Below are 17959 nucleotides of genomic sequence, written 5' to 3' on the forward strand. Positions count from 1 at the left end.
TTACTTCTTTTTCTTAAAGATGAACAGTTCGCTAAGTTTATCCAGCTTCTTGCGAAGTACCAGACCGACTCCGGTTTCCGTAATCTCGCCTTCGAGTACACTCTCGTAGTTTTTATCGTAGAACAGACGGACATAACGGGTTCCGGTTCTATCCAAGCGATATTCCAGAGAGATGTTATCGATGAAAGATTCCGCGTCATTCGTCGCATTCTCACCCGTAGAAACTTTACCTCCGATTACAATCTGGAAACGGTTATTGAAGAGACGTTGTGAATAACGGAAACTGTAATCCGTACGCTTACCACCCGTATCCGACAGATCGTGGTCTTCGATACCGACAGAAACACTGGCATTTTTCAGGTTCCCCATCAATGAGTTGATTTGGCTACTTAATACGGAGTTCAATGCAGAACCCATATTCAGTTTACCCAGTCCACCACCTCCGCCACCAATCGGTCCGGTGCCAAGGTAGGTTTTCATAACCATGATATATAGAGCCTGTTTACCTCTCTCTTCCGCGCCCATAGCCGTCAATTCATTTTGTATGGTTGCGTCTTCGGGGGCAGATACGTCAAAGGCGAAAGAAAGATTATCCAGTCGGTTCTTGACGACGATAGACACATCGAAATTAACCATACGTGTTCCGCCATTCTCTCCTTCGGAGACAGAAGCGCGGATACGGTCGGTTGCTTTGAAGTTCAGCATCGGGTCCATAGGATTTCCCGTCCATTCCACATAGCTGCCGTTGTCGATAGCAAATTCTTTGGCAGCGATGACAGGCAAAGCATATTTCATCAAACCGCCGCTCAATGTATAGCGTCCGGTCAATGTCAGATCACCTTGCGGAGTATATTTCATTGAGAGGTCACCTCCTCCCTCCAGTTCAACACGATTGTCATTGCTTGCGTCCAAATCGACTTTCAAACGAACGGACGGGTCGATGTGTACCATCATCACCATATCCAGCCCGCCTAAAGAAACGGTCGGCACTTCTTGCTGAACAACCGTAGTGGTGTCACTAAATGAAGTAAAGGTTACCAAACTTCCCAAACGGTCCTGCACAGTCAACGGTGAATCGGTCAATATATAAGAAACATCTGTATTGCCCAGCAAACTCATGTTTCCACGCATATTCAATCCGTCTAACGGCCCTTTCACCGTTGCCCGGAAATCAGCATATACTTTTCCGTAAACCAGACTTTCACGGGTACGTTTGGCATCCAGAAGCGTATAGTTCTGTGCCAGCAGATTCAGATTTGCCATCGGCCGGGACATATCTCTGAAATCGACAGATCCGTCAATCGTAAATGGATTCTTTCCTGTTGTATAAATAGCGAATTTATCAAATTCCAAACGATTATTCTTTATCTGCACCGGGCGGTTATCAAACCGGAAGTTAGCACCATACTGCCGGGAAAGGACAGTAACACTATCCAATATCAGTTCGCCATTAATCAAAGGTTGTTCGGTGCTACCGGTAATGTTCAGATTACCATCCATATCACCGGCTAATGTAACCATCTGATCGGGAATGAATACGTTCGCTACACGGAGCGGGAAGTGCTCCAAAGTGGCATTTACTTCCAGGCTATCTTTTCCTGTCCGGGTTGGAACCAATTTGCCATCTGCCACCATCACTTCCACATTGTCATGATTCAGATAAGCGTTAAGATATTGTTTCCCTTGTTCGCCCGGCAACCAGGTAGCTCCTAATGTTACATCACCAATTCGTTGACGTTCATAAGTCAGCTCGTCAATAGATGATTCAACCGAGAGTTGAAGATCTTTTTCAGTCTGCACGTAGTGTGCTTCCGCAGAGAATAAACCGGTTATTTCCGGGAAGTAAGGCAGTACTTTGCTCAATTCGGCTAAACTGATTCTTCGGATTTCGACATCAATATTCTGTAAAGAAACAGTGTCCCCCCGCACCGAATGTACACGGAATCCCATTCCTTCATCGTCCCACATGTCTACATTAGCGTATACACGCATATTCTTATGCACATAAATCCAGTTGTGATTCTCATTAAAATGGAATTTCTGGAAGGCGATAATCGGTTCTTCCGGGATTAATGTGAAAGCTAATCCATCGCCTTTTCCTTGCCCTTCAAACAAAGGACGTGCATTGACACCGAGCAGTACGCCCGTTTCTCCTTTTCCATTCTTAAAATCTACCAGTAGTTCCGCATCCCGGTCACGAATCTCTCCTGTTAGTGTAGTAGAGAAAGAGAATTGCGGATTCTTCGGTCCGTTAATAACACCGGCACGCAATTTCATGAGTGTAGTGTCTTGTTTGACTGTAAAGAAAATCGTGTCCAGTTGCAAGGTATCTACTTTCAAAGCATGAATAGCGGCTTTTCCATTAATTCCCCAATTAGGAGCTGTTCCGAATTTCACAGAAGCATCATGGTAAGCTATCTTTTTAGTAGCCAGAAAATATGCCAAAGGGTTTTCTTGTCCTGCAGAGAAAGAGAAAACTGCCGTCGGTAACGCCTTACGCAATTCAGCGTGATTCAATGCTTTCTCATCAATCTGCTTCATCAATACATCCACAAAATGAGTAGATTGGCGAATTAAAGGATTAACACCGGAGCGTGCGCTCAAGTCGAGTTTCATATCACCGGAGATTAAATGTGCCGAAACTAAATCCCGACGGGCTTCGGCAACTAAGTTAAAAGTCAACGGACGCTTCATTGACTGCGGCATAATTCCCAGTTCATGCAAATCCAGTTGAGTAACATCAATCGTTATTTTACCGTCGGGGTAACTGTGTGCCAGATTATATTCAGCATCTGTTATCATTTTCAATAAAGCATTATCGCTTGTCAGATGTGCAGTGACCAATGCGCCTTTAAGTTCTCCCGTCAGATCAAGATCGGAAAGATGGTATTTAGCATAATGAAGTTGATCTAATGCAAGATTCAATTTGGCAAATGAATGGTAGGACATGACATCTAATCCACGACCATTAGCTGCAGCCGAGAGAGAAAGTTCATAGATAGAGTCTTTCGGGAGGAAACTATGAAGTTGCAGATTGTCTATTTTCAGATCAGCCTTATAGACTTCGGTAGCGGTATTTAAGGCCGCATTCACATCCATAGCTCCTTGTCCTTCTTTCAAACGGAGATTTGCTTTATATTCAGGACCTTTGATATCCACTTTCGCCACCAGATTCATACTGTCAGGAATAACAAGCGTGCCATTAGGGGCTTCTCCCGACAGAGCGGTCAGGAAGTTTAGGTTTTGAGTGGTCATTTTCAGACCGATGGTTCCGGTGCGTGTGAGGCTGTCGGCGAGGTTTTCCAAAAGACCACCGCCCTCCAATGCAAAAGCCCCTGGCAGGTCTACTGTAAAGCGGGAAATCTGCATTTCTTTCAGATTGCCATCCGTACCGGCACGGATGACGAGCGGGCGGAATGGATAGGCTTCTTTGAAGCTTTCAGGTAGAGCACCGGCAAATAGCATGACGTCTTCTTTGCCAATATAGGCATTGAGACGGGCAGATAAGCGGCCCGTAGTCGGGATGTTGACCAGTTCCCAATAGGTATGTGCAGATAAATCGATTTCAGAATGTGGAGTGTTCAGTTTCAAACTGGGAACACAGATAACAGAATCATTGGAGTAGGCTCTACCCGTCAGGGCAGTGACGCTCAATCCGGAGCGTTCGTTCATGGTAAATTCACGAATGACTGCGTTCATATCCCTCCCTTTATACAGCAAGGAATCCAGAGCGATGCGAATATCCCGAACGGCAATATGAGAAGCGTCGAAGCCCTCTGTCGGTTGAGCAGTTCCGGTATCATAGCTGGCGGAGGTTCCCGATAATAAGAACTTCTTCAAGTCGTAGTATTGATTCTTCAAATCTGCTTGAGCATTATTGATGGCCGCTTCTCCAATATGGGCCGTCATACGCATGGAATCAGCAGGAAGTTGCATGCCGAACGATACATTTTTCAATTTCAACTGATGAAGAGCTACTTTCCAGTTGATCGGAGCAGAAGCTGTGGTATCTTTGGGCGTAGTTGTGGTATCATTCATCAGTAGCTGCATGTGAGTGTCGGATAGTTCGACCTGATTGATTACCGCTAGTTCATTAGACAGATCGACGCCATGACTTTGCAGGAAGAAACGTCCCAAAACGCCTTTAATCTTCATTCCCTCCATCAAATCGGCTGAATTAACGGCTACCCGGCTCAAAGTCACTTCATCCACTTCAACTTTTCCTTTTATCAACGGCCATGCCCGTACACGGACATTGAGGCTTTCTAAAGACAAAAGGGTGTCCGGCTGTTGAATGACCTCCACGCCACGTACCAACAGATTAAGTGGGAAACGAAGGTCTATCCGCTCCACCTGAATCTGCATGCCGGTTACTTTAGAGGCGTATGCAGTAACCTCCCGACGCAAAAGATTCTGAACGGGAGGAACATAAAGCAATACCATTAGTATTACAAAGAGTATTATAGGAGTAAGCAGTATCCAGCTTACCCAACGTATCCATTTTCGTTTCATGTAAAATGTGTCAGTGTAAATAAGGTGACACAAAGTAAACAAATTATTCCGAAAAAAGGTTTGGGTAATAGTAAGAAAGATACAGATAGTAGCCAAGGAGTAGAAGAAAACGGCTTATTGGGTATTCTTCATTACCTCCAAATAATGCTCCGCTTCACTAATTATTTTACGGACAGCTTCTAATGTATTGAATGTTGTTTCTTCTATTTTTTCCGAAAATTCTTCTCCACGACAAGCCTCCAACCATTTTAATGGGGCGATAGTATCCTCCGCTCCGATCATTGTGAAAAGAGGGAGAAGTTTATGCGCCATGGCAGCTATCCCGTCCACTTCTTTTTCATTCAATGCTTGTTGCATCCGTTCGACATTCTTGCCTGTCTCTTCAATAAAAGTGTGAATGATGGAGTATGCTGCTTCCGGATCATCTTCAGAATAAGCAGTCAGTGCAGAAAAGTTGATCCCGACAGTTCCCATATCTTCTGTTATATGCGCTTCATCGGCCGAAAGTTGACCTTCATTTACTGTTAGCAACAATTCCTTTACTGTAAACGGTTTATGCAAACAACCGGCAAAACCATGTTCATGTAAAGCGGCTTTATCCATTTCACTACGGGCAGTCACAGCAATAACAGGAATTGTTTTTGCTTGTGGTATATTAGAAGCCCGTAATAGTTTTACCAGATCAAACCCGTTAATGGCAGGCATTTGTATATCTGTCAGCAATACATCGAAGACGGAAGAGCGAAGTTGTTCAATCAGCTGTTCCAGCTGTTCACAACATACGGCATCAATACCATGCTGTTTCAACATGGCAGCAGTCAGATTCAGCTGAATCTTATCGTCATCAATCAAAAGCACACGAATGACTTTCATGGGAGGAATGGCAACCGACTGTTTGGGAGCGTATGGACTTTCGTCCTCCGAAGATTCATTTTCCGGAGATTCGCTTTCCGCAATGGATTTACCTACCGGATAAAGAGGTAAAGTTACAGTAAAACAGCTCCCTTTTCCTAATGTGCTTTGCACGTCAATGGTTCCTTCAAGCAAAGTTACCAATTTCTTCACAATAGAGAGTCCGAGTCCGAAACCTTCTTCCCCCTGCGCACCGGAAAGACGTGTAAATTCTTGGAAGATACGTTCACGATCTTCTGATGCCATTCCTTTTCCTGTATCGGCAATGGCGATGGTTAACTTAGAAGAATCATAACTGGCTGTCAGGCTAATTTCTCCTTTTTGAGTAAACTTTACGGCATTGGACAAAAGGTTGTTCACAATTTGCCGGAGTCGCAAAGGATCACTGATATATCTTCCATTCAGTTCCGGGACGACGTGACATTGCAAGGCTAAACCTTTGGCAGCGGTCAAAGGTTCGAAACTGACATAAATTTCGTCGAATAGCTGGGAAGGGTTAAAGGTTACGCGATTCACTTCCGCTTTATTGAGATCAAGCCGGTGGAAATCAAGCAAGTCACTGACTAACTTCAATAAATGTTCTGAAGAACTTTTCATATTGTCGAGGTAGAATCGTTGCCGTTCATCTTCTGTCAATCGGGACAGGAGTTCGGTATACCCCATAATTGAGCCTAACGGAGCTTTAAAATCATGGGTAATGGCAAGCATTAATTTTTCACGGGCGATCAGCAAATCTTCCGCCCGTTTATTTGCCACCTCCAATTGCTGGCGGTAACGGTTGCTACGGGAGATATCCCGCATAATCAATATCAGGAAAAAAGCAGATAATAGTACGGCACCAACCGCGATACCGCCGATGATACGTGCCGACCGCATCCTCACTTCCTGCTGAAGTTCAGCATCCTGACGGGCACGCAAGGTCATTTCTTCTTCATATTGTTTAATCAGGCTATCCATCCGTGCCGTCAACTGCGTATTCATCCGCTGGTACTTTGTACTGGTACGCCGGATTGTTTTCCTCCGTTGCAGTCGTTTTTCTTCGGTAGCCATGCGAATTTTCTGCTGAAGAGAGTCTTTGGAAGTGGTCGGTTGAAGAATGGTATCGGTAGCAACTTCCAACGATGTATTTACTAATACGGCACTGTCTTGTTTAGAAGGGGAAAACACTTCGGCGAGTCGCTTAAAGAATCCCTTCTTTTTAGGAGTAGTGATTAAAGAGTCACGCTTGGTAATGACCCGATGTTGTACCCGCTGCTGGGTAATAACTGAATCCTGTTCGGAAATGATTTCTTCGATTTCCGAAGCAGAGAGAAGACTGTCGTTTGCCTCACTTAGCACCCGCAACATCTGAATCGTGTTTTGATCTTTCTCATGGAGAAGGGTCAATAGACTGTCTGTTCTTAAATTCTGTTGATCGTCGGCGGCCGACAACGCTTCCATCTCACGATGTACAAACACCAGCGAGAAAAGGAGGATCGCCAGCAACAAAGTGTAACCGGCGGTTATTTTCAACTTTGTAAAACGGAAGGAAGCCATTGGGGTTAAGTATTAAGTTTTAAGTATCAAGTATTTAGTATCAGGTTTTGGGATGAGGTTCGGGGAGTTTCGTCATGTGGTGAAAACGCCACCAAAGCATCAATCCTGCGCTTGTCAAACCAAAAGGGAATGCCATCCAGACACCTACTACTCCCCATCCCATCACAAAGCCACAGAAATAACCTACAGGAAGGGAAATAATGAAATAGGCGACAAAGGCAATCACCATCATTAGTTTTACATCTGAAATTCCACGCAAAGCGTTGGCAAAAGTAATCTGCAGTCCGTCGCCAAACTGATAAACGAGGAAAGGGAAGATTAGAGAGGTCACCATAGCAGCCACTTCCTGACTGTCGGTAAACCAGCCTCCCAAGTAATTCCGGCAAAGGAAGACAATCAAAGAAAGCACAACGCCCAATGTCATCATCAGATGAAAACCTGCATAGGCAGAACGACGTACATTGATGATATCATTCTGACCTTTGAAGTTACTGACACGAACAGCCACAGCGGCACCCATACCGTAATACATCATAAATGTAAACTGTGAAATAGCCAGCATAACCTGATGGGAAGCCAGAGCGATAGTACCCAGCCAACCGATCATGATCGCACTTAGACTAAAAGAGGCTGTCTCCATTCCCATTTGAAAAGCAACCGGCCATCCGAGGCCGTTCAAACGTCCAAATATAGCTCGTGACCATCCCAAACGGAAAAAGCCAATCTTATAGCGGACAAAACGCGGACTACGCATAAAGATGATGATAAATATAATCACCATCACGATACGCGAGAACAGCGTGCTGATACCTGCTCCCAACAGACCTAACTCGGGCAATCCGAGCTTTCCATAAATCAGGATATAGTTTCCTATGATATTCAAGACATTTCCACCAAGCAATATCCACATAGCGGTTTTTGTATCCGTAATTCCGTCTGTAAACTGCTTGAATCCATTGAAAAGCATGACAAACACGAGTGAAGCGAGCAAAACAAGGTAATACGGCTTAATCAGGGGAATCAATTCTTCCGGCTGTCCGAGACGTTCTATATTTAGATAAAGAACAGTCATACAGATAGTCAGCAGCAATGCAACCATCAGGTTTGCCAGCAAACTGTTGCGTAAAGCCTGTCCCGCAGGGGCATACTGGCGGGTTCCATACAAACCTCCCACAATCGGAGTCAACCCATACGAAAAACCCGTACTGAAAATAATCGCCAGATTGAACACATTATTGACGAAGGAAGCTGCTCCAAGCTCAATCGTACTATGATGTCCGATCATTAACGTATCAGCAAATCCAAGAATGATTACTCCTATTTGACCGATCACAATGGGCAGTCCGAGAAAAATTAGTGCTTTATAATGCTCTTTATATGTACTATAAATATGTCTCATTTACTTTTCCGTTACCTAAACGTATCTCCATTTTCAGGCAAAGGGACTTTCCCCTTTCACTGATAGATTATAAAAAAGGGAGAATTTAATTTTGTTGTTTCTTATAATAAAGTATTACTCCGTTCTCCTTACGGAAAGCAGATTGAGCTACCGCCCGCAATTGTTCGGCTGTGACAGACCGATAACGATCGACTTCTTTTTCCATATCCTCCGCCCGGCCAAGTAATTCGTACCAAGCCAGGTTGGTTGCCACATTCAAATAATTGATGTTGCCGAATATCTGGGTAGACTCAAATTTATTCTTCACCTTTTCCAGTTCCTGTTCGTCAACCAATTCTTGTTGCAACAAATCCAGTTCTTCCCGTACTGCCGCTTCCGCCTGTTCCAGGGTGACACCTGCCGAAGGTTTACCACTAATATGGAATAACCCCGCATCGACACTGCCGGAAATATAAGCATCTATACTTGAGAATAATTGTTTCTGCTGTACCAAACGCTGGCTTAAACGGCTCGAACGCCCGTTGCTCAACACATCCGACAGGATATCAAATGCATAATAATCCGGATGGCAATGGGCAGGCATGTGGTATGCCATAAATAAAGAATCGAGAGGAACATTTCTCTCTACCGTCAGCCGGCGCTCTTTCGTCTGTTCCTGCTCCTGTGGCAGGTTCCGTTGAGGAACTTCCCGACGAGGAATAGAGCCGAACCATTTTTCCGTCAAAGCAACCGCCTCTTCAAAAGAGATATTGCCGGTCACAGCTAATATAGCATTATTAGGAGCATAAAAACGGAAAAAGAATGCCTCCACTTCTTCCAGCGTAGCATTGGCAATATGCGACAACTCCTTTCCGATAGTAGGCCATTGATAAGGATGCGTCTGATAAGCCAGAGGACGCAAAAGATGTCCGATATCCCCATAAGGCTGATTCAAACAACGCTGTTTGAATTCTTCCATTACTACTCCCCGCTGTACCTCCAGACTCCGTTCGCTAAAATCAAGACTCAACATCCGGTCGGATTCCAGCCAAAAGCCGGTTTCTACGTTCTGACGAGGTACAGTGAGGTAGTAATTGGTTATATCATTATTCGTCCAGGCATTATTCTCTCCACCCGCCAGTTGAAGCGGCATATCATAATCGGGAATATTCACCGACCCTCCGAACATCAGGTGTTCGAACAAATGGGCAAAACCGGTATGTTCGGGATCTTCGTCGCGAGCTCCCACATTATATAATATATTAAGGGCAACCATCTGCGTACTTTCGTCCTTCGAATGTACCAGACGTAACCCATTATCAAGAATATGCCTGTTGATTTTCATATATTTCAGTCAAGTATTGTCACCTTTGTTATTTTTACATCTTCTTCGGGACGATCGCTACGGTCGGTTTTCACCTGCTGGATTTTATCCACAATATCCAGACCTTTCACTACTTCGCCGAACACGGTATATTCACCATCCAGATGTGGAGTTCCTCCTACCGTTGTATAGGCTTCAATCTGTTCCGGAGTGAAATGAAATTCCGGTTGTTTAGCTGCCATTTCCTGTGCCTCTGCAAACAACTTTTCCTGCAAATCATAAAGACCGTTTTCGTCATTTGCTTTCCGCATCTTATAAATTTCCTTCATGTGTTTCTGTGCCAGCGTATTGAAAATAACATTAATCTTATTCTCATTCATCTGGCTTTCCATACCCAGCAAGGTAGAGTCATTGAACACCTTACCTGTCACGATATAGAACTGACAACCGGAAGATTCTTTCTTCGGGTTCACATTATCTCCCTGCCGGGCAGCGGACAGGGCACCTTTCTTATGGAAATATTTAGGATATACAAATTCAGCGGGAACAGTATAACCTACATCTCCCGTACCCAGCATTTTTCCTTTCGGTGCATTCTTTGAGTCCGGGTCACCAGCCTGAATCATAAAATCTTTGATAACACGATGAAACAGTGTGCCTTCATAAACACCGTCCTTCACCAGTTTGATAAAATTATCACGATGTTTCGGTGTCTCATTATATAGTTTCACCTCGATATCTCCTACAGTTGTTTCAATCTTTACCAACGTTTCTTTATCCATGTCTCCTCCTTTTTTTGTTCCGGTTTTGCAGGCAGTAAGTCCGCAAAACGATATGGTTAATATTATCAATAGAATCTTTTTCATAACACTTTTATTTAATTTAAGTTTGCAATATACCACTTTCGCCTAAATCCTCTTACCTTTGTGACTTAAAAGAATCAAAACCTGACATGATGAGCTCCATATTGATCGTTGAAGATGATATCACTTTTGGAATGATGCTAAAAACCTGGCTAGGCAAAAAGGGCTTTGAAGTATCATCAGTGAGTAATATTGCCCGCGCCCGAAAACATATCGAAAGCCAAAACGTCGATCTGATTTTATCAGACCTGCGACTACCCGACCACGAAGGTATCGATCTGCTGAAATGGATGAATGAACAAGGCATGGACATTCCTTTAATCATCATGACTGGCTATGCGGATATACAATCCGCCGTACAGGCAATGAAACTGGGAGCACGTGATTATATCGCCAAACCGGTAAATCCGGAAGAATTACTGAAGAAAATTTCTGAATGTCTGCAGTCCGAAAAGATCCCTATTACTCATAACGTTGCTAAATCTTCTTCTAAAAAAGGTGCTTCTACTTCCTCTAAAGATTCAACAGAAAATCATCGTGCTTATCTGGAAGGAGAAAGTGATGCAGCCAAACAACTCTACAATTATGTAGGTCTGGTAGCTCCGACCAATATGTCCGTACTTATCAACGGTTCCAGTGGAACAGGAAAAGAGTATGTGGCGCACCGTATTCATCAACTTAGCAAACGAAACGATAAACCGTTTATTGCCGTAGATTGTGGATCTATCCCCAAAGAACTGGCTGCTTCCGAATTTTTCGGTCATGTGAAAGGTTCGTTTACAGGTGCTCTGACAGATAAAACGGGGGCTTTCGTTGCAGCCAACGGTGGTACTATCTTTCTGGATGAGATCGGAAACCTTAGTTATGAAGTGCAGATACAACTGCTTCGTGCCTTGCAAGAGAGAAAAATACGTCCGGTAGGTTCTACACAGGAGATATCGGTAGATATTCGTCTGGTATCTGCCACCAATGAGAATCTGGAACAAGCCATTGAAAAAGGTACTTTCCGTGAAGACCTTTATCATCGCATCAATGAATTTACTCTCCGGATGCCCGATCTGAAAGAACGAAAAGAAGATATTCTGCTCTTTGCCAATTTCTTCCTCGATCAGGCAAACAAGGAACTGGATAAACACCTGATTGGTTTCGATGCAAAAGCATCGCAAGCTTTAATGAATTATCATTGGCCGGGAAATTTACGTCAAATGAAGAACATCGTCAAAAGAGCAACTTTATTGGCACAAGGCAGTTTCATTACTTTATTGGAATTGGGGACCGAGCTTTTAGAAACTCCTGCATCCAGCAATACGAGCATTGCATTACGCAACGAAGAGACTGAAAAAGAGCATATTTTGGAGGCACTACGCCAAACAGGAAACAATAAGAGTAAAGCAGCGCAATTACTGAATATTGATCGGAAGACTTTATATAATAAATTGAAATTATACAATATTGATTTGTAACGAGTTACGTTCTTGTATTTTCTCAAGTGTTCTCATGCCTATGAGAAAATATTCTCAATGCGATGAGAAAAAGTTCTCATTACTATGAGTATTTATTCTCATAGGTATGAGAAATGATTCCTTTTTGTAGCACTCGAACTTATCTTTAACCGAATCTATTGCATTACCAGATATTATTAATTTAGCACATATTTCATAGAATAAAATTATCCCCCATGAATAAAAAAACATTATTACCCCTTGCATTTGTGCCACTCGCAGCAACCAATCTGCAAGCACAAAGCAATATGCAAATAGAACGCGCGGACAAACGTCCGAATATCATTCTCTTTATGGTAGACGATATGGGATGGCAGGATACTTCACTCCCATTCTGGACACAGAAAACACACTATAACGAATTGTACGAGACTCCCAATATGGAGCGGTTAGCAAAACAGGGAATGATGTTTACTCAAGCGTATGCCAACAGTATCAGTTCTCCTACCCGGTGCAGCCTCATCACCGGAACAAACGCCGCACGCCATCGAGTCACTAACTGGACGCTGCAAAAGAATACAATGACAGACCGTAAAGATAGCATTCTGGCAGTCCCTGACTGGAATTACAATGGAGTAAGTCAAGTGTCCGGCACTAATCATACTTTCGTAGGAACCTCCTTCGTGCAACTGCTAAAGAATAGTGGTTATCATACTATACATTGTGGAAAAGCCCATTTCGGAGCGATAGATACTCCAGGGGAAGATCCGCATCATTGGGGATTCGAGGTAAATATTGCCGGACATGCGGCTGGTGGACTTGCCAGTTACCTGGGAGAAGAGAATTACGGACATACCAAAGACGGGAAAGCGGTATCACTGATGTCTGTTCCCGGATTAGAGAAATATTGGGGAACGGAAACATTTGTAACTGAAGCATTGACGTTGGAAGCCATTAAAGCACTGGATAAAGCGAAAAAGTATAATCAGCCTTTCTATTTGTATATGTCGCAATATGCCATCCACATTCCTTTGAACAAAGATATGCGCTTCTATGAAAAGTACAAGAAAAAAGGAATGACAGACCATGAAGCTGCTTATGCCACACTGATTGAAGGAATGGATAAAAGTTTAGGTGATTTAATGAACTGGCTGGAAAAGAATGGAGAAGCCAACAACACTATTATCATTTTTATGAGTGATAACGGAGGACTTGCATCCGAATCCGGATGGCGTGACGGCAAGCTGCATACACAGAATTATCCGTTGAACAGTGGTAAAGGTTCTACTTACGAAGGTGGCATCCGCGAACCGATGATTGTCAGCTGGCCGGGAGTAGTAGCTCCGGGAAGCAAATGCAACAACTACTTGTTGATAGAAGACTTCTACCCTACTATTCTTGAAATGGCAGGTGTCAAGAACTACCAGACAGTTCAGCCGCTAGACGGAATCAGTTTCATCCCTCTGCTGAAACAGACAGGCAACCCGGCCAAAGGCCGGAGTCTTTTCTGGAATATGCCTAACAACTGGGGAAATGACGGTCCCGGAATCAACTTTAATTGTGCCGTTCGAAATGGCGACTGGAAATTGATTTATTACTATGGAACAGGCAAGAAAGAGTTATTCAACATACCTGATGATATAGGAGAAAGCAACGATCTTAGTGCACAGCATCCGGACATCGTGAAGAAACTTTCTAAAGAGCTGGGCAACTATCTAAGAAAAGTAGATGCACAACGACCGACTTTCAAAGCGACAGGCAAACCTTGTCCCTGGCCGGATGAAATTAAGTAAATAGATTACCTAAATAAAAGAATGGTGGCGGGGAGTGTGGAATAATTCCACACTCCCCGCCACAGTTTCCACACACTCCACACATACTTCCCCACTATCCCAATTGGCATCATCTTCCTCATTCCTTTATTTATCAATCACTTATCATACATTCTCTAATTTTGGCACGCGCTTTGATCTTTAATTAGACGTTAGCGAAAAGCAATAACCGATTCCTTAACACAAAGGTAGAGAATTGAAAACATATGTCTAATAATCATTAAAGCAAACGATTATGAAAAAATTAGTATTAGTAGTAGCAATGTTTATGTTTGTTTGTGGTGGTTCATTCCTTGTAAAGGCTCAGAGTTCTGCAGAAGCTGTGACAGCCCCGACAGAAATCAATGCGACAGTTGTCAACGATACAGTAGTTAAAGATACTGTAACTAAAGAAGACACGCCTGCAAAGGCAGAACTGGTTGCACTAGCCGCCATTGTCAATGATACAGTTGTCACAGACACTACATCAAAAGACAAACCGGCTGAGCCTGTCAAGGAATAACCTTGCCAACAACATGCAGGACATAGTCTGCCGAAGAATAGTAAGCACACTACAAAAAAAGCCATCCCTACTTTCGTCTATTCCGGGGATGGCTTTTTTATTATCCTATCTTCTTACAATCATTCTGTAGGAGCACTTGTTTCCAATATCGGATCAGTTTTCCAACTTGAAACAATATTTGCCGCCTCTGCTTCGAAGCTCTTTCCTGCCAAGGACACAAATGTCTTGGTATTACCATTTCCATTATTGAATAACCAATTAGCTACCATTCCATCCTTATCCTCACTCAACAACTTACCGCTCTGCTCGGAGATCTGTTGATCCGACAAGGCTTTTGTCCAAATACGGGCATAACTGATAGCTCCGTTCAACCGGCGTTTACCATCAGACTGGCCGATGTAGAAATCAGAAGTAAGATTGATCTCTTTCAAATCATCCGGCGTACCGTTTGATAATTGAAGCGTTTCTCTGACACCATTTACATACAACGCAATCCGCTGGCTTCCGCTCTTACTATTATCCAATACCACAGCCACATCATACCACTTATTGGTTTCTATCTTAGTAGAGCCCTCATAGCGAATACTACCTTTATCATCTGCAGCAAGCTGAAGGAAACGTTCCTCATCATTGCTTCCTCCCTTATGCACATCGACACGCAGCAAGAATTTCTTCTCTATACCCATCACCGTATTAATCCGGGCATTTCCATTGTCATTGCCATTCAACGACTCAATGTTGAAACGAGCCTCAAATGTGAGCGTACTCAAATTCTTTAGCGATTCATCTGCCGTACCATTATATTCAAACGGTACTTTAAAGTAATTACCGCTACCCAGGTTTGCCACTTTATCTGCCTGTACCACCGTTACGGTCAGACTTAATTCCTGTTCCGCTTCGTCTCTGACAAACACGGTAGTGATACCCGCTTTTTTACCTATTAAATTGAAACGAGTGTCATCCACCTGCTGAATAGCTACAATCTCTTCATTCTCTGCTGTCAGACTATAACCTCCGTTTCCTTTTTCTACCGTAATCATGATCTTATTGTTGACTCCCACTCTCGGTGTCAGATTGGAGACATCGATAGAAATCGGATTTACCGTCACCTGAACCACCGCCTGTTTTCCTTTATGGTCTGTAAAAGTCACTGTTGTATGTCCGTTCTTCAAACCTGTCAAAGTATAGAAAGGGCGGAACTGATCTGTATTAACCATGCTGACAACCGTTTCATCCTCCACCTCATAAGACAATTCATCATTACTGGAAAAGTTTCCCATGCTGACAATCAGTTGCTTTTCACCGGCAACTTCCAAGATCACCTCCGACTCATTCACTTCCAATTCAAATACACCTACATTCACAGAGATATTGGCAACTACTCCTTCTCCATCCATTACTTCGATGGTAGTGGCTCCATTCTGTGAGCCACTTTTTACAGTTATCAATTCGCCGGAAACGGTAGCCGTTGCAATAGCAGTGTTGAAACTTCTCACGGTATAGTTTCCGTTTCCAACCACTACATTCACTTTGGCTTCCTCATTCTGCCCGATACGTATCACCGGTTTGTTCACAACCAACTCTATCAAGTCTTTAGCCACATCGTCATCATCATCGTCATCACAACCTGTAACAGCAAACGATAATACCGACAAAAGCAACAGACACATATATGTATAGATTCGTTTCATCTGATTTTCTTTTTAAAGTTATACATTCCTACCGGTTTACCATCCGGGATTTTGTTCAATGATCGGTGTCTTCTGCAACTCACTCTGGCGAATCGGGAACAGATAATGCTGAATAGAGAAAGTACGTTCTTCCACGCAGAAACGCTCCATTCTATATTTCACACCGTCAACCGTAATCGCTCCATTCTCATCCTGCACCGGACGCATTCCGTTAATCATTCGCTGGCAACGGGGTAATGCACCGTTATTGGCAGCCCAGTATTTTTGCGTACGTTTTGAGTTATCGCTTCCGCTAGATTTCCAAAGGCTTTCCTTTGCCAGCTCTTCCTTACTGGTGGGCTCCAGATACAAGCGGCAAGTCCACGGACGTTTTCCCTCATAAAAGAGTTCCACGCGACGTTCACGCTGAATGTATTCACGCATCAACTGTTGATTAGTCTTTACTTCCGGCGGCATCGGTTTCATAAAAGAACGTTCACGAACCGTATTCACCAATTTATAAGCTTCATCGATATCCTCGCCCAATTCATTACAAGCCTCTGCATAAATATAGATAAACTCCGGAAGACGCCAGATGGCGGGCGCATTGATACTGAAGTTACCGGATTTGTTCCATGACTCCTGTTGGAATTTACGTAAATAATAACCGGTAGTAGTTGCATTGGTAGCACCAATCTTATCGGAACCACTCGCCGTATTGATCGTTTTCGACTCGTTCTTATTATTACGATAAGGAGCTCCGTGATAAATTACATCGCGATAGAAACGCGGGTCACGAGTACCTTTCATATACGGATTAGTATCATCATAGCCACCTTTACGAGCTTCTGCCGAATATACCGGATAGCCATAATCACCTACGATATATTCATATTCATCCACTTGTTCCTGCACCGGTTGCTGGCGCGAACTTCCCTCACGGCTGGGCGGATAAATATCCCCCTGCCATGCCTGATCCTTGCTCTTCGTCATAAAGAACACATACTCATTGGCAAAGGCATCCATATCATAAAACATATCCCACAAACGAGCATATACACGGCTGTCATTCAGATTACCGTCAGCCGGATCCTTGAAATCATTTGCATCATGTTTCGTATAGAGAGAATAACGCTTGGTTCCGCCGACTTCGAAATCCAGAACGGCTTTAGCCGCTTCTTTGGCTTTTCTCCAACGAGTAGCATCATAAGCATACTCATTTTCAAACACACGACGCAAGTTGTATCCATATTGAGAAGCACCGTTCCACAACGGAGTAGCCGCTACCCAGCGAACAAAAGAAATCAATCCCAGACAGGCTCCCTTATCCACACGCCCAAAATTCTCGGAAGTTTTCACATATTTATTAGGAACCATGCCATAAGCAGTTTGCGCATCCGTCACAATCTTTTCAACCATCGAATGAACAGATTCTTTCTTGAAGTCCATATTATCTCCGGCATTAATCACACGGTCAATATAAGGAGCTTCGCCATACATACGCAATAACAGCATGTGGAAATAACCACGCATGAAATACATCTCACCGATACGGTTGCGAAGATCACCATCCTGCTGTGGGTTGTCGGGCGTATTATACTTCTGTACATTTTCTATAATCAGGTTCGCTTTACGGATTCCTTCATAAAGAGCTTCCCAATATTGCCCTACACTACCGGGCAAAGAATTCGGGTTCCAGGCACCGTTATTGAAGTTATTCGTAATGTTTCCCTCTACGTTGGTTCCTTCACATTCGTCCGTAATGGCACTGTTGCTGAAGTGCTCGAAGAACACCAGCGGACGGTCTGCTTTCTTTGCAGCCGCATATACGTCGGAAACCAGTCCGTTCACTTTTTCGTAACGGGCAAAAACGTCCGCTTCCGTAATATTATCATCATCGTCCCGATCCAGGTAATCGCTACATGAAGTAAAGACCAACGGCAGGACCAATAAAGCAATTGCTGAAAATCTATATAACTTTTTCATAT

At 43.6% G+C, this 17959-nt stretch carries 10 protein-coding genes; 3 read left to right on the forward strand and 7 right to left on the reverse strand.

Annotation, left to right across the window (positions count from 1 at the left end; translation table 11 throughout):
- From BSCG_RS10850 to BSCG_RS10830, 5 genes are all read right to left on the reverse strand, one after another.
- Positions 1-4512: a translocation/assembly module TamB domain-containing protein gene (locus BSCG_RS10850; protein ID WP_008776376.1), complete on the reverse strand. Its 4512-nt coding sequence runs from the start codon at positions 4510-4512 to the stop codon at positions 1-3.
- A 114-nt stretch (positions 4513-4626) separates the two neighbouring features.
- Positions 4627-6960, reverse strand: coding sequence for a hybrid sensor histidine kinase/response regulator (locus tag BSCG_RS10845; protein ID WP_008776377.1), 2334 nt, complete (start codon positions 6958-6960; stop codon positions 4627-4629).
- A 40-nt stretch (positions 6961-7000) separates the two neighbouring features.
- Positions 7001-8359 (reverse strand): MATE family efflux transporter, encoded by a 1359-nt coding sequence (locus BSCG_RS10840; protein WP_008776378.1) that lies wholly within the window; start codon positions 8357-8359, stop codon positions 7001-7003.
- Between the two features lie 85 nt (positions 8360-8444).
- Complete coding sequence (locus BSCG_RS10835) at positions 8445-9683, reverse strand: M16 family metallopeptidase (protein WP_008776379.1); 1239 nt, start codon at positions 9681-9683, stop codon at positions 8445-8447.
- 5 nt (positions 9684-9688) lie between these two features.
- On the reverse strand, positions 9689-10528 hold the full coding sequence (locus tag BSCG_RS10830; protein ID WP_004304934.1) for a peptidylprolyl isomerase: 840 nt from the start codon (positions 10526-10528) through the stop codon (positions 9689-9691).
- 86 nt (positions 10529-10614) lie between these two features.
- Between BSCG_RS10830 and BSCG_RS10825 the strand changes: the two genes are divergently transcribed.
- From BSCG_RS10825 to BSCG_RS30025, 3 genes are all read left to right on the forward strand, one after another.
- The gene (locus tag BSCG_RS10825) at positions 10615-11988 is read left to right on the forward strand and encodes a sigma-54-dependent transcriptional regulator (protein ID WP_032849579.1); all 1374 of its coding nucleotides are present in this window, start codon (positions 10615-10617) and stop codon (positions 11986-11988) included.
- 215 nt (positions 11989-12203) lie between these two features.
- Positions 12204-13760 (forward strand): sulfatase, encoded by a 1557-nt coding sequence (locus BSCG_RS10820; protein ID WP_008776381.1) that lies wholly within the window; start codon positions 12204-12206, stop codon positions 13758-13760.
- 274 nt (positions 13761-14034) lie between these two features.
- The gene (locus BSCG_RS30025) at positions 14035-14301 is read left to right on the forward strand and encodes a hypothetical protein (protein ID WP_008776382.1); all 267 of its coding nucleotides are present in this window, start codon (positions 14035-14037) and stop codon (positions 14299-14301) included.
- 119 nt (positions 14302-14420) lie between these two features.
- On the opposite strand, the gene BSCG_RS10810 is transcribed toward BSCG_RS30025, so the two are convergent.
- Together BSCG_RS10810 and BSCG_RS10805 are read right to left on the reverse strand one after the other, a co-directional pair.
- Positions 14421-15992, reverse strand: a complete 1572-nt coding sequence (locus tag BSCG_RS10810) for a LamG domain-containing protein (protein WP_032849580.1) — start codon at positions 15990-15992, stop codon at positions 14421-14423.
- Between the two features lie 36 nt (positions 15993-16028).
- On the reverse strand, positions 16029-17957 hold the full coding sequence (locus BSCG_RS10805; protein WP_008776384.1) for a RagB/SusD family nutrient uptake outer membrane protein: 1929 nt from the start codon (positions 17955-17957) through the stop codon (positions 16029-16031).
- Positions 17958-17959 lie beyond the last annotated feature (2 nt).

Origin of the sequence: Bacteroides sp. 2_2_4 (assembly GCF_000157055.1) — a bacterium.
In the GTDB taxonomy this organism is placed as follows: Bacteria; Bacteroidota; Bacteroidia; order Bacteroidales; family Bacteroidaceae; genus Bacteroides; species Bacteroides ovatus.

Excerpts from the sequence above, each read along its gene's own strand:
- BSCG_RS10850 (WP_008776376.1), bottom strand. The coding sequence starts at position 4,512 with ATGAAACGAAAATGGATACGTTGGGTAAGCTGGATACTGCTTACTCCT.
- BSCG_RS10845 (WP_008776377.1), bottom strand. The coding sequence starts at position 6,960 with ATGGCTTCCTTCCGTTTTACAAAGTTGAAAATAACCGCCGGTTACACT.
- BSCG_RS10840 (WP_008776378.1), bottom strand. The coding sequence starts at position 8,359 with ATGAGACATATTTATAGTACATATAAAGAGCATTATAAAGCACTAATT.
- BSCG_RS10835 (WP_008776379.1), bottom strand. The coding sequence starts at position 9,683 with ATGAAAATCAACAGGCATATTCTTGATAATGGGTTACGTCTGGTACAT.
- BSCG_RS10830 (WP_004304934.1), bottom strand. The coding sequence starts at position 10,528 with ATGAAAAAGATTCTATTGATAATATTAACCATATCGTTTTGCGGACTT.
- BSCG_RS10825 (WP_032849579.1), top strand. The coding sequence starts at position 10,615 with ATGATGAGCTCCATATTGATCGTTGAAGATGATATCACTTTTGGAATG.
- BSCG_RS10820 (WP_008776381.1), top strand. The coding sequence starts at position 12,204 with ATGAATAAAAAAACATTATTACCCCTTGCATTTGTGCCACTCGCAGCA.
- BSCG_RS30025 (WP_008776382.1), top strand. The coding sequence starts at position 14,035 with ATGAAAAAATTAGTATTAGTAGTAGCAATGTTTATGTTTGTTTGTGGT.
- BSCG_RS10810 (WP_032849580.1), bottom strand. The coding sequence starts at position 15,992 with ATGAAACGAATCTATACATATATGTGTCTGTTGCTTTTGTCGGTATTA.
- BSCG_RS10805 (WP_008776384.1), bottom strand. The coding sequence starts at position 17,957 with ATGAAAAAGTTATATAGATTTTCAGCAATTGCTTTATTGGTCCTGCCG.